Raw genomic sequence first — 14,844 nt, 5'->3', positions numbered from 1 at the left:
CTCCTAATCAAGATGGGTATCACGACACTTGGAATATCATTGGAATAGGAGATGGTGACCCTACGGCAAAAATTTATATATTTGACCGCTATGGGAAGCTGCTCAAGCAGATCAGCCCGACTTCCCAGGGATGGGATGGAACCTATAACGGTAATCCGTTGCCTTCGAGTGATTACTGGTTTTTGGTAGAGTATACAGAAGACGATACCAGAAAGGAATTTAGAGGGCACTTTACCTTAAAAAGATAGTGTTAGCTAGAAGTTGTTAGAACTAAAAAAGCTCCCAAATTTAGGGAGCTTTTTTTATGGCTAATTCCAATCTATTAAAGTCGAAAACCTAATGTAAAAACGACGGTGCTGTAAGTCGTTTCAATAGAAGCGCTATCGGTTAATCCGACATTATACAATTGTTGTTCTCTGCTTTGTTCGCTACGTGCATAGGCAACATCAAAGGTGTAGTTTCCGAAGTTATAACCTGCGCCAAGAGAAAAACCATTAAGGTCTCCCACAGTGGTTTCATCTTTATAAGGACTCTCTTCAAAATGATATCCGCCACGTAAACTCATATTGTTAATTCTGTATTCTCCACCCAATCGATATGTGGATGTGGCTTTTAACCTATTATCAATTTCACTATTTACACCTATAAATACAGGGTCATTTGATGGGCTAAACTTGGTGTTGCTATAATCCTTATACGAATAATCGAAACTTATTAGACCTGATTTTCCGAAGACATAAGCCGCACTAGCCATTACTTTACCCGGTGTTCTTAACTCGTAGTCTTCAAAAACATTTATGACTCTTGGATTTACAGTTTCAAAAATATTTTGTCCATTTTCTACTCTACGAGTTTCCAATGCTTGTGAAGTTTCTTCAGAAATAACGTACCAAGTAGGGGTATCGTAGGTAAGTCCCAAGCGAAACTTATCATTAAGTTTTGCAATAGCACCTACTTGGGCTGAAAACCCTGTGCCTAATACCGAAAGATTGTTTTCAAATCCAATTTGATTTACACTACTTCCCGTATTCGAATTGGTTTCGAAAAGAAACGTGCTTCTTCGATAATCGATTACGTGTGAATTGAGATTTATTCCGAAGAAAAAATCATTGGTGTACTGTGTCGCTAAATTTAATGTGTATTTTCCGTTATAACCTTCTGTAAAATACGCGTACTCTTGATTGAAGCTGCCAGGAGCAACATTAGAAGTGTATTGTGTGTTATTTTGATTGTTGGGGTCTACAGGATCGAATATAAATCCTTGGTAGCCTAGAAAAGCATTTTGAGCGGCCACTCCTTCGGTTTCCCCTAAAAAAGTGTATAAGTCGGCAATCGATTCACCAGGACGTAATTCTAAGAGGTTTAATGGAAAACCTTGCGCTTGTGCTAAAAAGAACTCGCTAATAGATGAGTTTCCTGTTCCTATGACAAAAAGTTCATCATTGTAATTTTGAGAACTATCGAAATTTAGCCCTAGTGTAAATTTCTTCCAAGGAGATTCTTCATTGGTTGTATCGAATACGAATACCAGTCCGGCTTGATTCAAACTAACATCGGTGTCTATACTACGCGTTTCGGTGTTAAAGTACGTGGCGTCGTTCTCTCTATCGAATACAGAAAATGAAACTGTGGCGTTGTTTTGTAAGAACACGGCGCTTCCGGCCGGGTTGATGCCTATTGCCGATAAATCACCACCAAGCGCCCCAAAAGCTCCACTCATTCCTTGAAACCTTGCAGTTCCATACGTTCTATCTACTCCGTAACGAAGTCCATCGGTACTGTTTTGAGCGTTACAAAATGCCATAGCGAAGACTGCTACGACTAATATAATTATTCGATTCATAATTTAGAAAATAAGTTGTGTGGTTATTTATTCTTATCCGCGACCTCCGCCACCTCTTCGAGACGAGCCACCGCCTCTTGATCCACTTGAGCGAGAGCTGCTTCCTGAACTTCGAACAGAACCAGAGGAACTTCGAGATCTTGAACTAGGTCGAGACATGGTGCGAGATCGAGTAGAAGAACTACCGCGTACATTCGAGCTTCGATTAGTGCGACCACTTCTGTTTATAGAGCGTACACGGCCGCTTGAGTTAGAAGATCGCATTGAGCTGTTATTTCTATTGTAACGGGCGCTTCTGGCATTTCTCGCATTGACGCGTCGATTGTACTCAGATCTTGAATAGCTGCGGTTATTTCGATCAGAGACATTGCTTCTTCCATTGTAGTTAGAGCGTCCTCGATAGTTGTAATCTAAATTTCTTCTTCCACGGTTGTACGCTATGTTGTTTCCGTAGCCGTATCCGTAGCCATAACCATATCCGTAAAATCCACTACCGTAACCGTAGTATCCATAATATGGGTGGAGAAAGCCACCATAATAGAAGGGGTGTCCCCATCCAAAACCAATATTCCAAAAAGGTCTATATCCCCAATAATAGTTATGATACCATCCATAAGGGTAAAACCCATGATTAAATCCAAAACCAGGCCCATATAGACCTAACCCGCCGTAATTGTTATAATAGTTTATTGTGACCTCATCGGTGTTTGAGCCCCAAACACCATAACCTTCGTCGTAATAGTCTTCTTCTATGATAATGTTTCCTTCTTCGTCCATGGACTCGATAGTAATATAGGATTCAATATCAGTAAATATCAAGTCTTCTTCTGGAAGGCTTTCCAGTTCGTTGATCTTGGTTTGAAAATATTGCTTGTAATAACTTTGTTCGCCAACGGTTTCCTCTTCGGAAATATATATTCCATCGGTATCGTCATAAGCACTATTATTATAAGTTCCGCAGGAGGATAGAACCATCGCGAAAGCTCCTAATAATAGAAGCGGAATAGATTTGTGGAAATTTATGTATTTGAATTGCATAACGCTGTGTTTTTATTGTTGGACTTCTTAAAAATAAGTAGTTTTGCCGAGAACCACTAATCATTTAACAATGTCACAACATTTGTGCCAAACTACCTGCTATGGCTAAGAATTTAACTACTAGAAATGAGGATTACTCGAAATGGTATAACGACCTGGTAATCAAGGCAGATCTTGCCGAAAACTCGGGTGTTCGTGGTTGTATGGTGATAAAACCGTACGGATTTGCTATTTGGGAAAAAATGCAAGCGCAACTCGATAAAATGTTCAAAGAAACGGGACATCAAAACGCTTATTTTCCATTATTTATCCCAAAATCCTATTTTAGTAAAGAAGCGAGCCATGTAGATGGTTTTGCGAAAGAATGTGCTGTTGTGACCCATTACCGACTTAAAAACGCCGAAGATGGGAGTGGTATAGTCGTAGATCCCGATGCTAAATTAGAAGAGGAGCTTATTGTTCGACCAACTTCAGAAACCATTATTTGGGATACTTACCGAAAATGGATACAGTCGTATCGCGATCTTCCTATTTTGGTAAACCAATGGGCCAATGTGGTTCGTTGGGAAATGCGTACACGCCTCTTCTTGCGAACTGCTGAATTTTTGTGGCAGGAGGGTCATACGGCTCATGCAACTAAAGATGAGGCAATAGCAGAAGCCGAACAAATGATGCATGTCTATGCGGAATTCGTAGAAGAGTATATGGCTGTTCCTGTTATAAAAGGATTGAAAACAGAAAGTGAACGTTTTGCAGGCGCATTGGAAACCTATTGTATTGAAGCCTTGATGCAAGATGGAAAAGCTTTACAAGCTGGCACTTCTCACTTTTTAGGACAAAACTTTGCAAAGGCATTTGATGTTAAATATGCCACCAAAGAAGGTGGGCAAGAATACGTTTGGGCCACATCTTGGGGTGTATCGACCCGTTTAATGGGTGCATTGATCATGACCCATAGCGATGATAACGGATTGGTGCTGCCTCCTAAACTGGCACCCGATCAAGTGGTTATTGTTCCAATTTATCGAAATGACGAACAATTCGAAGCAGTAAGCAAAGTGGCTAACGACTTAATGAGCGAGTTGCGTGCTCACGGCATTCGTGTAAAGTTCGACAATAGAGATACTCACAAACCAGGCTGGAAATTCAACGAGTATGAGTTAAAAGGCGTGCCGGTGCGCATTGCAATTGGGCCAAAAGATGTTGAAAAAGGAACGGTAGAGCTGGCTCGTAGAGATACCTTAGAAAAAGAGTTTATTGAAACGAGTGCGGTAGTTGAGAAAGTTAAATTATTGATGGAAGAAATTCAAGTGAATTTGTATCAAAAAGCATTGGATTTTAGAACTGAGAAGACAACAGAGGTTGATTCGTACGAGGACTTTAAAAAGGTATTAGAAGAAAAAGCCGGATTTGTTTCAGCCCATTGGGATGGAACAATTGAAACTGAAGAACGTATTAAGAATGAAACCAAAGCGACAATTCGCTGTATACCTTTGAACGATGATACTGAGGCAGGAAAGTGTATGGTTACAGGGAAACCTTCAGCAAGAAGAGTACTTTTTGCAAAGGCTTATTGATTTTTTTCAAAAAAAATTATTTAGGATTTGCAACATTAAAAAATAGTTGTATTTTTGCATCCGCATTTGAAAATAAATGGTCCGTTCGTCTAGGGGTTAGGACGCCAGGTTTTCATCCTGGTAACAGGGGTTCGATTCCCCTACGGACTACAAAAAATTGAACTAATAATTAGAACATGGCGAATCACAAGTCAGCATTAAAGAGAATCAGAAACAGCGAAACAAAGCGTTTACGCAATCGTTACCAACATAAAACGACGCGTAATGCTTTGAAAAAGTTGAAAGAGATTACCGACAAGAAAGAAGCTCAAAAGATGTTTCCTGAGGTGGTTTCCATGATCGATAAGTTAGCTAAGAAGAATATCATACACGATAACAAGGCGGCTAACCTTAAATCACAATTGGCAAAGCACGTAGCTGCATTGTAGTCAGTTCAATTATCCTATTAAAAAACTCCTTCAGCAAAACTGAAGGAGTTTTTTCGTTTTAATCACTTTTTATTCGTTCTACTTTGTCACCGATGTGGGAACAATACTAGAATAATTGCCGCCATTTCGAGCGATATCTCGTACGATAGATGATGAAATGTGCGAAAACTCCGGGCTGCTTACCAAGAACACACTATCTACACCATTTACCTTGGCATTGGCTTGAGCGATGGTCTGTTCATACGTAAAATCATTTGTGTTACGAACGCCTCTTACAATAAACTCTGCTTCTTTTTCCTTACAAAAATCGGCTGTGAGTCCAGTGTAGTCTTGTACACTTACTTTCGAATTCCCTGAAAATGCTTCAGAAATAAATCGTTTGCGATCGGCTAAATTGAACATGTACTTTTTTTCGGCATTCACGCCAATAGCTATAATGATCTCATCAAACAGCGGTAAGGCTCTTTTAATAATATCGACATGCCCTAAGGTAATAGGGTCAAAACTTCCGGGAAATACTGCGCGTCTCATAGGTTAAAGATACTTATTTTCTAGAAAGCGCCTCATCCAAAAGTAAGCTGAAGAATTCGGTTAGGGTCATCCCGGCGTGTCTCACTTGCTTCGGAATGATACTTTCTTTAGACAATCCCGGTGTAGCATTAATTTCTAAGAAATAGGGTTGTCCTTTTTGAATAATGAATTCGCTACGAGAAACTCCGGTCATTTTTAGCAATGTGTGAATGCGTTTGGCCTCTTCTTGCACTTTTTGCATGTCCTCTTCGGAAATACGGGCCGGTGTGATTTCGTCAGATTTCCCTAAGTATTTGGCTTCGTAGTCGAAGAAATCATTTTCAGAAACAATTTCAGTGGGCATTAGCACCACAGCTTCGTTATTATGGGTATATACTCCTACTGATACTTCGGTGCCTTTTAAGGCAGTTTCAATTATGATCTCATCATCTTCCTCATAGGCCTTTTTAATAGCCGGAAGCAATTGTTCCATATCAGAAACCTTGCTAATTCCAAAACTCGATCCTGCTCTATTGGGTTTCACAAAACAAGGTAGTCCTACTTTTTTTACGATTTCATCACGATCGATCTCGGTTCCTTTGTTTAAGTAGTACGAATTCGCGCATTTTACCCCAAAGTTTTTTACTACGGAAAGGCAATCGCGTTTATTAAAACTTAGTGCAGCTTGATAGAAGCCGGAAGTGGTATGGGGGATACCCAATAGTTCAAAATACGACTGAAGCAAGCCGTCTTCGCCAGGAGTGCCGTGTACTGTGTTAAAAACCACATCGGGTCGTACGGTTTCACTTCCGTTGCTAAAGCTAAAGTCCCCTTTGTTAACAACATGTTTGCTGCCATCTTGGGCTACGTAATACCAACCGTCAGTTAAAATGTGGATAGGATATACCGACGCATCAAGTTTTGCCAGTGCTTCACATACGACCGTACCGCTTTTTAGCGATATCTCGTATTCACTTGAATAGCCTCCCATGGCTACGGCAATATTCTTTTTACCCATAACAAAGTTCTAATTACAACGTTTAACAAAAATATCACTAATCTGTAGAAAGATACGAACTTTAGGTTTTATATTTTTGCAGGGTAAGCCTTAACGTATGACATTCTTTAAATTCTTAACTACCAAAGCGTTTTTAAAACAATTATTATATGCTGTTGTAGTATTAATAGTCCTTTCATTTTTAGTACTATGGTGGTTAAAGGGCACTACCAATCACGGAGAACGAATCGAAGTTCCAAATTTAGCAACCCTCTCTTTAGACAAGGTAGAAGAAGTATTGAACGAACAAGACCTGCGATATGAGGTGATGGACTCGGCAAACTACAATCCTGAATTTCCAAAATTCTCAGTGATCGAACAGATTCCCAAGGCCGGTAAAATGGTCAAAGAAGATCGTAAGATTTACTTAACCTTGAACCCTTCAGGATATAGGAAAATTAATGTGCCCGATGTACTCGGAAAAACATTACGTCAGGCAGAGCCTACTTTGTTAGCCACCGGATTCAAGATCGGTAAAATAAGCAAGCGCCCTCATATTAGCGACCAAGTGCTGGAGATGCGTTATAAAGGTGAAAAATTGGAAGCGGGAACAGAGCTTCAAAAAACCGCGGTCATCGATCTTATCGTTGGAGATGGATCACGAAATAGAGTACAAGATACCGCCGATGACGACCCACAAGATACTTCAGAAACTACAAATGACGACAATGACGGACTTTAACGCTTCGGAAGCTGAGAATGACGGCAATGACGATCTTTATGAACATTACAGGTTTGTAGCAGATAAAGGGCAACAGCCTTTGCGTGTTGATAAATACCTTATGAACAAGGTAGAGAATGCAACACGAAATAAAATTCAAAAAGCTGCGAAGGATGGGAACATTTTTGTAAACGACGTGGCTGTTAAGTCTAGTTACAAAGTAAAAGGTAACGATGTAGTAACGGTGCTCTTTGAGCATCCTCCTTACGAGCAGCTATTGGTCCCTGAAGACATTCCCATCAATATCGTGTATGAAGATGAAGAAGTGCTTGTGGTAAATAAACCGGCAGGTATGGTGGTGCATCCCGGGCACGGTAATTACAGCGGTACACTTATCAATGCGCTAACCTTTCATTTTGATAACTTGCCTAATAATAGCAGTAATCGTCCCGGCTTGGTACACCGAATCGATAAGGATACGAGTGGACTTTTAGTCGTGGCGAAGACAGAAGCGGCCATGACACATTTGTCGCGTCAGTTTTTCAACAAATCGACCGAACGAGAATACGTTGCCTTGGTTTGGGGTAATGTAGAAGAAGATAGTGGGACCATAGAAGGCAATATTGGAAGGCATCCAAAAAACCGACTACAAAATACAGTGTACGAAGGAGACGATGCCGATCGAGGCAAACCGGCTATAACTCACTTTAAGGTCTTGGAGCGCTTGGGCTATGTCACTTTGGTTTCTTGTAATCTCGAAACCGGGCGTACCCACCAAATTAGGGTCCACTTAAAGCACATTGGGCATACCTTGTTCAACGATGAGCGTTATGGTGGCGAACGAATCTTAAAAGGCACTCATTTTAGCAAGTACAAACAATTTGTAGAGAATTGTTTTAAGGTACTTCCAAGGCAGGCACTGCACGCTCGAACTTTAGGTTTTGAACATCCACAAACCGGTGAGATGCTACGTTTTGAAGCGCCTATTCCGGAAGATATGGAATCCTGTTTGGCGAAATGGCGCAATTATTCGAAGCATGTTATCGAATAAGCTGATACTACCATAAAAATTTTGAAAATGGTTTCTTCGGAAAGAGTTGCACATTCCTTATTTTTACTAAAAACAAATTGATATGAAGATTGTTCTGTCTCCGGCTAAATCGTTAGACTACGAAACAGAGTTGCCTACTCGTAGAGGAACGCAACCTAAATTTTTAGAGGAAGCTGAAACCCTAAACGCAAAATTGGAACGCAAATCTAAAAAGGCGCTACGCGACCTTATGAATATTAGTGCTTCTCTAGCCGATTTAAATTATCAACGATACAAAGAATTTACGACACCTTTTAACAAGAGCAATGCGCGTCCTGCGATCTACGCGTTTGCAGGCGATGTATACCAAGGGTTGGATGCCTATAGCATTTCAGAAAAAAAGATCGACCTACTTCAGGACACTGTACGCATTTTGTCGGGAATGTATGGCGTATTGCGACCACTGGATCTTATACAGCCCTACCGACTCGAAATGGGAACCGATCTAAAGATTCAGCGTAAAAAGAATTTATATGAGTTTTGGGGCGATTCGGTTACCGAAGCCTTGAACGAAGAACTGGACGAAGACGAAACCTTTTTAAATCTTGCTAGTCAGGAGTATTTTAAAGTGATCAATCCCAAGAAACTTAAAGTGCCGGTGATCGCTCCGGTTTTTAAGGATTTTAAGAATGGCGAGCTAAAGATCATCTCGTTCTTTGCGAAAAAGGCCAGAGGAAGTATGGCGCGTTATGTGATCGATAACGACACAAAAACCTTACGCGGGCTCAAAGGATTCGATTATGACGGCTATTCGTATAGTGAGAAATATACAGAGAATGAACTCGAACCCGTATTTATACGGTAGTGTTCTTACATACACATCCATATCCGCCATTTATTCCGAAGAAGGCTACCAAACTTATTGTTGGAACATTGCCACCACCTCGGTTTACTACGGCTGAGTTAAAACCGGGTGATGTTGATTTTTGCTACGGAAGCCGTGACGGGCAGCTTTGGTCGATTATGGATCGGTTGTTCGATTTAGGATTACGCTATGAGAATACTTCGGAAGCGATAAAAGAACGAAAAGATTTTTTGATAGACCGTGGTATTGGGGTCTGCGACATTGTTGCATCTGCAGTACGCGAAAAAGTGGATGCTTCCGACTTAGGCATGCAGGAAGTTGTGTTACGAGATCTGGTTGCCATATTGCAAAACAATCCCACCATTGAAACCTTGTTGTTTACAGGTGGTAACAGTAAAAATGGACCTGAGTATTTTTTCCGAAGACATCTTAAGAAATATGGAATTTCACTACAACTTATTTCTAATGAATTGCCACGAAGACATTATTTTAAGCTTCCGAAGCAAAACAGAAAAATAACAACGGTCTCACTTATTGCGCCAAGTGGTGCTGCGAACCGTGCGGTGGGTAGTTTAAAGGCGTATAAAGCTATGAAAGCCCATGATAGCGCCCTCAACACCATCGATTTTAGAGTCCGACAATACGAGCCTTATTTTTGAGTCTGGTCTTCTACGGTTGGAAGGTAAATACTTCTAAAGGCGCATTATTACTTACCACAACATAGTGGGTGTTTCCTTGTCGGTTAATTGCAATCATATCTTTAGCATCTGAAGCTATAAAGGGTTCGTACGCGCTGGCATAGGAGAAGTTACCTTCACCATCGCCTAACAATACATAGCCAAAATTACTGTCGTATCGAATGGTCTCCACTTCGGCATCGTAAATGGCGCCAATACCCATAATATCTTTAAAACCGTCATTGTTTACATCATCGGTCGAGATAGCAAGGGTAGGGCCAAGTTGGGCTTGGTTGGGTAGTGCGGTTACCTTAAACGATCCATTACCTAGATTCTCTACATAGGCACTTTCGAACATATGGGCAGTAAGCTGAAACGCATCTTTCAACTTATCTTCGCCATAGATATCCTTCATTTCTAAACTGGCAAACTCTTTATAGCTTTCGATCTTCTCTAATAAGAACGGATTTTGTTGACTGCTACATTCTTTACCACGAACAGGTACCAATTTACCATTGTTGATCTTACTTAACGCTACATCGAAACTTCCATTATTGTCGAAGTCTTTGGCATAGATATAGATCGGCTTGTCTTTTTTGGGCTGGAATTTATTATTTGCGCCTAAATTCCCCAACACATAATCGATATCTCCGTCGTTGTCGAAATCGGCTCCCGAGAGTCCGAACCACCATCCTTCTGTGTTCTCTAATCCTGTAATGGCAGTATCTACATCGAAAGATCCCTCTACATTGTTGAAAAAAGTAGGGGCCATCCATTCGCCTACCGCTACTATGTCTAGATCACCATCGCCGTCGTAGTCGGAGAACAACGCATCTGAGATCATTCCGGCACGGCCTAAAGCTGCATTTTTCGTTGTTATATCGATAAATTTACCGTTCTCGTTTTTTAATAGATACGACTGTGGAGCCAAGGGATATTTGCCGGGCACCACGTTTCCGCCCACGAATAGATCGAGGTCACCGTCGTTGTCATAATCACCGGCGGTCACCGCTTTTCCGGAACTTAGCATAACAGGAAGCGATGTGCTTGCGCTAAAGGTGCCATCACCACTGTTGAGGTATAATCGGTCCTGTAAGAGCGGACTGTTTTCTGAAAGATCATAACCTGCGCTCACTACGTAAAGGTCCTCATCACCATCGCCATCTGCATCGAAGAACAATGCGTTCGCATCTTCATACTTAGCTTCATTTTTCCACAGTGATGTATTGCTGTTTGTAAAAGTTCCATCGCTTTGTTGGACAAATAAGGCTGCAGTCGCACCGGCGGCATTTCCGACGAAGAAATCGTCTAGTCCGTCACCATTTACATCCCCTTTGGCGATTCCGGTACCCTTGGTCGATTGCTTTTGTGGTAAGAGCAATTGCACATCGTAATCGTTAAAATCATTTTCATTATGCTCATAAGTTAGACCTAATTGTTCTGTATCTACAGAAGCTTTCACCGAGGTAAACGTCTTTAAGGCAACGGCATCGTTCACGGCACTATCGTAGTCTACGGTAATGACTTTATTCGCTTTGGGATTGGTAATTTTAGAAACTTTGCCGTCAGGCCATCTTACAATCGCTTCTTCTATGGTCGCGTCGTCTCCTAATCCGAAATGGATCGTTTCTGGGACAGAAGACTGAAAGCCTCTTGCGAGATATAGCTTTTGGTATTGTTTGCGGTCTCCTTGTTTTATGTAAGCCTCGGCGCCTATTCCCAGTGCATTGTTGGCGGGACCTTTAAGCTGCAATCGAAGAAAGTTCTGGTTGCTGTTGTTGCGATAAAGTCCGGCTTCGTCGTTAACATTGTTTACAACAAGGTCGAGATCACCATCGTTGTCGAAATCGGCATAGGCGGCTCCGTTCGAGAAATTCGGATCTTCGAGTCCCCATTCTTTGATTTTTTTCGAAAAAGTAAGGTCGCCGTTGTTCTTAAAGATATAGTTATCGAGCTTTTCGGCGGGCATCATTGCTAAAACATCCTCTAAGGTCATTGCAATGCCTTGGGCGTTCTTTGCGCGTAAAGCAGTTCTAAAATCTTGATTGTGATAATCCTTGTATACCCCATTAGATACAAAGATGTCTTTAAGACCGTCGTTATCAAAATCGGCAATTAGGGGCGCCCAACTCCAATCGGTTTTTACGATCCCACTTAATTGACCGGTTTCTTTAAACTTCCCGTTTCCGGTATTAAAGTGTAACATGTTGGCCATATACGCATGGTGGTATCCTACTTCTACCATGCTCATAAAATTCTCGGTGCTCATTGAGGCCATGTTTTCTTTACTACGCGCGTAATTTTCGGCCAACATATCTACAGTAATAAGGTCCTCGTGCATATTGTTGTCTAGATCGGCATAATCTGCCCCCATACTGTTAAAAGAGATATGATTGATTCGCGAGTTGATCTCATTTTTAAATGTGCCGTCCTGCTGATTAATATACATGGCATCCGGCTCCAGATAATCATTCGATACATGGATATCGTCCCATCCGTCGTTATTGAAATCACCTATCACGACTCCTAGACCCCACGCCTTGTTGTACAGTCCGGCCTCGCCGGTAACTTTGGTGTAGGTAGTACCATCGTTACGATACAATTGATCGCTGGTTGTCTCTTCTATAGCCCGTTGAATTTCACTGTTTATCTTGGTATTGTTTCTGAAATCGTATCGATAGTTCAGCACATAGAGATCGAGGTCGCCATCTTTGTCGTAATCTAATTGGTACACTTGAGTGGTATAGCCCGGATCGTCCAATCCCCATGCTGCGGCCGCTTCGCTAAAGGTTCCGTTTTTATTATTGATGAATAACTTATTACGTCGACCGGCATCATCTTTTAACGAACCCGCTTTGGATATATAGATGTCCAACCAACTGTCGTTATTTATATCTAAGAAAGTTACCCCAGTGGTAAAGCCGTTATAATCGCTAACACCGGCACTATCTGTAATATCCTCGAAAACGAAATCCCCTTTATTCTTGTATAATTTGTTGGGGCCTTGATTCGATACTAAATAAAGATCTTGCAAGCCGTCCTTGTCGAGATCGCCTACGGCTACACCTCCACCTACATACATGTATGGATAGGTAAGGAAATTCATCTCCATGTCCTCCTTAATTTCATTTTGAAATGTAATTCCGGAAGTTTCCGAAGTAATTTTAGAGAAAAGGGTGGTAGCATTATTGGTAAGGGCTCCGTTTTTTTTTGCTTCGGAAGCATTATCTGAACACCCACAAAGGATGGAAAGAACCATTAGGAGTAAAAGTTGAAAATGAAACGATTTCATATTTAAAGATTCTGGTATTAGTGAATGTGACAAATATATGAAAAGGAGTGAATTAACAATACGAGACCAATGGTGCTTAATTTCTACAACTTTATAAAGATTCAATTCTCATAGAATGTTGAATATTACAACGGTTATGCTTTGTAATTAACAAAATATTAAGTAAATTAACTGCATATTAACAAGTCAAATTAATTTAAACAATCAATTTATGAAAAGAATTACTTTATTAGTAATGCTTCTGGTTGGATTCATTTCTTTTGGTCAAGGCGATACGTGCGCAACAGCGACTACCTTGACGAATGGAACATTTTCTGGATCTACCGTTGGAGCATCGAACAATCCAACTCCTTTCTGTGGTACCTCAGATGGTAGCGGAGGAGACGTCTGGTACACTTTTACAGATGCGTCCGGTTCCGGTTTTACTGTGGATTTGACCACCTGTTCATCGAATACCAATTATGACACAAAACTTAGAGTCTACTCAGGTAACTGCGGGGGGCTTAACTGTGTGACCGGAGATGATGATGATCCTTCCTGTCCAACAAGTGGTTTACAAAGTACTGTAAACTTTACGACCGATGGTTCGTCCACTTATTATGTGAAAGTACACGGATTTGGTTCTAGCGAAGGAAATTTTGACCTTACAGCTTCGGGGATAGTTATAGGAGCACCTCCTATAATTGCTTGTCCTATGGATATAGTGGCTAACAATGACCCCGGTGTTTGTGGTGCAGTGGTAAATTTTGCCGATGCCGTAGCTGTTGATCCGGAAGATGGTCCTTTGGCTGTTACGCAAACAGCAGGTGGAGCTAGTGGTACGGTATTCCCAATTGGGGATACTACCGTGACCTTTGAAGCAACCGATAGTGACGGTAATACTTCCATGTGTAGTTTTACCGTAACAATTATCGACAATGAAGATCCAACTATTGCATGTGCTGCAGACCAGACACAAACCAATGATCCTGGTATGTGTGGTGCCGATGTAGTTGTAGTGCCGCCAACGCCTATGGACAATTGTCCTACAGCTTCAGCGCCTGTTGTAGCGGGCCCTGTTACGGCAATGAATTTTTCAGGAGGTGACTTAGTTGACACACCATCTACGGTAATGGGCTTATCAAACTCAGTAGGCGGTGATGTGTCAGTTGATGTTACATGGACCGGTGACTTTGGTTTCTCTACAGAAACGTTTGCGTTGGAAGGACCTGACGGAAGTGTCGTACTATCTGTTCCCGGTGGACAAACAGGAGACTGTGGTCAATTCAGTTCTTCATTTGCAGTTAATGAAACTACTTGGAATGGATGGATAACTACCTTCGGAACCGATCTTACTTTTACATTACAAGGAGATCCGGATGTCGATTTATTTTGTGCACTTAATGAATTCCAATTAACAGCTACGCTGGGAATGGGGGCTACATTGGTGAACGACTATACCGGAACTGATGATGCTTCTGCATTCTACCCGGTAGGAACCACTACGGTAACTTGGACGTTTACCGATCCATCTGGAAACTCAGTAGACTGTACCCAAGACATCACCGTAACCGATGATGAAGCTCCGGTAATTGTATGTCAAGGAGAACAAACGGTGCCACCATTAATTGCATCAGCTGCTCCTGGTACACCTATTACAGACAATGCTACTTTCTCTGAAACACTTACTGTTTCTGAAGATTATAATATCACCGACCTGAATGTAGATATGGACATTACCCATACGTGGACAGGCGATATTACCATCACTTTAGAATCTCCTGCCGGAACGATCGTTACGGTATTTGATGACATTGATGGATGTTCGGCCAACGATATCACCACCTTGTTTGATGATGAGTCGGCTAACGCTTTAGATTGTGATCC

At 41.4% G+C, this 14,844-nt stretch carries 13 protein-coding genes and 1 tRNA gene; 9 read left to right on the top strand and 5 right to left on the bottom strand.

Features of this window, described 5'->3' with window-relative positions:
- The coding region (locus tag DWA30_RS08550; protein WP_136073132.1) for a T9SS type B sorting domain-containing protein at nt 1–248 on the top strand (248 nt) is incomplete at its 5' end.
- A gap of 74 nt (nt 249–322) precedes the next feature.
- Here DWA30_RS08550 and DWA30_RS08545 read toward each other — a convergent pair.
- Together DWA30_RS08545 and DWA30_RS08540 are read right to left on the bottom strand one after the other, a co-directional pair.
- Complete coding sequence (locus DWA30_RS08545) at nt 323–1,843, bottom strand: OmpP1/FadL family transporter (protein ID WP_114492125.1); 1,521 nt, start codon at nt 1,841–1,843, stop codon at nt 323–325.
- Between the two features lie 33 nt (nt 1,844–1,876).
- Entirely contained in the window at nt 1,877–2,881 is a 1,005-nt protein-coding gene (locus DWA30_RS08540; protein WP_114492124.1) for a hypothetical protein, read from the bottom strand.
- A 101-nt stretch (nt 2,882–2,982) separates the two neighbouring features.
- Between DWA30_RS08540 and proS the strand changes: the two genes are divergently transcribed.
- The 3 genes from proS to rpsT all read left to right on the top strand — a co-directional run bounded on the left by proS (nt 2,983) and on the right by rpsT (nt 4,886).
- Entirely contained in the window at nt 2,983–4,458 is a 1,476-nt protein-coding gene (gene proS, locus DWA30_RS08535; protein ID WP_114492123.1) for a proline--tRNA ligase, read from the top strand.
- Nucleotides 4,459–4,536: 78 nt separating this feature from the next.
- Nucleotides 4,537–4,608: transfer RNA gene (locus DWA30_RS08530), tRNA-Glu, on the top strand.
- Between the two features lie 26 nt (nt 4,609–4,634).
- Nucleotides 4,635–4,886: a 30S ribosomal protein S20 gene (gene rpsT / locus DWA30_RS08525; RefSeq protein ID WP_114492122.1), complete on the top strand. Its 252-nt coding sequence runs from the start codon at nt 4,635–4,637 to the stop codon at nt 4,884–4,886.
- Between the two features lie 78 nt (nt 4,887–4,964).
- Here the strand turns inward: rpsT and coaD are convergent, their stop codons facing one another.
- Together coaD and DWA30_RS08515 are read right to left on the bottom strand one after the other, a co-directional pair.
- Nucleotides 4,965–5,417, bottom strand: a complete 453-nt coding sequence (gene coaD / locus DWA30_RS08520) for a pantetheine-phosphate adenylyltransferase (RefSeq protein WP_114492121.1) — start codon at nt 5,415–5,417, stop codon at nt 4,965–4,967.
- Nucleotides 5,418–5,430: 13 nt separating this feature from the next.
- On the bottom strand, nt 5,431–6,414 hold the full coding sequence (locus DWA30_RS08515; protein WP_114492120.1) for a D-alanine--D-alanine ligase: 984 nt from the start codon (nt 6,412–6,414) through the stop codon (nt 5,431–5,433).
- Between the two features lie 97 nt (nt 6,415–6,511).
- On the opposite strand from DWA30_RS08515, the gene DWA30_RS08510 reads away from it, so the two are divergent.
- From DWA30_RS08510 to DWA30_RS08495, 4 genes are all read left to right on the top strand, one after another.
- Nucleotides 6,512–7,135 carry a PASTA domain-containing protein gene (locus DWA30_RS08510; RefSeq protein ID WP_114492119.1) on the top strand — a complete coding sequence of 208 codons (624 nt, stop codon included), beginning with the start codon at nt 6,512–6,514 and terminating at the stop codon, nt 7,133–7,135.
- On the top strand, nt 7,122–8,165 hold the full coding sequence (locus tag DWA30_RS08505) for an RluA family pseudouridine synthase (protein WP_114492118.1): 1,044 nt from the start codon (nt 7,122–7,124) through the stop codon (nt 8,163–8,165). Before DWA30_RS08510 ends, DWA30_RS08505 begins: the two co-directional genes overlap by 14 nt.
- An 82-nt stretch (nt 8,166–8,247) precedes the next feature.
- The gene (yaaA, locus tag DWA30_RS08500; protein ID WP_114492117.1) at nt 8,248–9,009 is read left to right on the top strand and encodes a peroxide stress protein YaaA; all 762 of its coding nucleotides are present in this window, start codon (nt 8,248–8,250) and stop codon (nt 9,007–9,009) included.
- Nucleotides 9,009–9,668 (top strand): uracil-DNA glycosylase family protein, encoded by a 660-nt coding sequence (locus tag DWA30_RS08495; RefSeq protein WP_114492116.1) that lies wholly within the window; start codon nt 9,009–9,011, stop codon nt 9,666–9,668. The genes yaaA and DWA30_RS08495 overlap by 1 nt, the downstream gene beginning before the upstream one ends.
- A gap of 10 nt (nt 9,669–9,678) precedes the next feature.
- Here DWA30_RS08495 and DWA30_RS08490 read toward each other — a convergent pair whose 3' ends face one another.
- Nucleotides 9,679–12,978 (bottom strand): VCBS repeat-containing protein, encoded by a 3,300-nt coding sequence (locus tag DWA30_RS08490; RefSeq protein WP_114492115.1) that lies wholly within the window; start codon nt 12,976–12,978, stop codon nt 9,679–9,681.
- 211 nt (nt 12,979–13,189) lie between these two features.
- Between DWA30_RS08490 and DWA30_RS08485 the strand changes: the two genes are divergently transcribed.
- Nucleotides 13,190–14,844: HYR domain-containing protein (locus DWA30_RS08485; protein WP_136073178.1), on the top strand; the 1,655-nt coding region annotated here is incomplete at its 3' end.

The organism is Candidatus Ulvibacter alkanivorans (assembly GCF_003333325.1).
Lineage (GTDB): Bacteria > Bacteroidota > Bacteroidia > Flavobacteriales > Flavobacteriaceae > Ulvibacter_A > Ulvibacter_A alkanivorans.
Note: the sequence above shows the minus strand (reverse complement) of the source record. Positions and strands in the feature narration are given on the sequence as shown.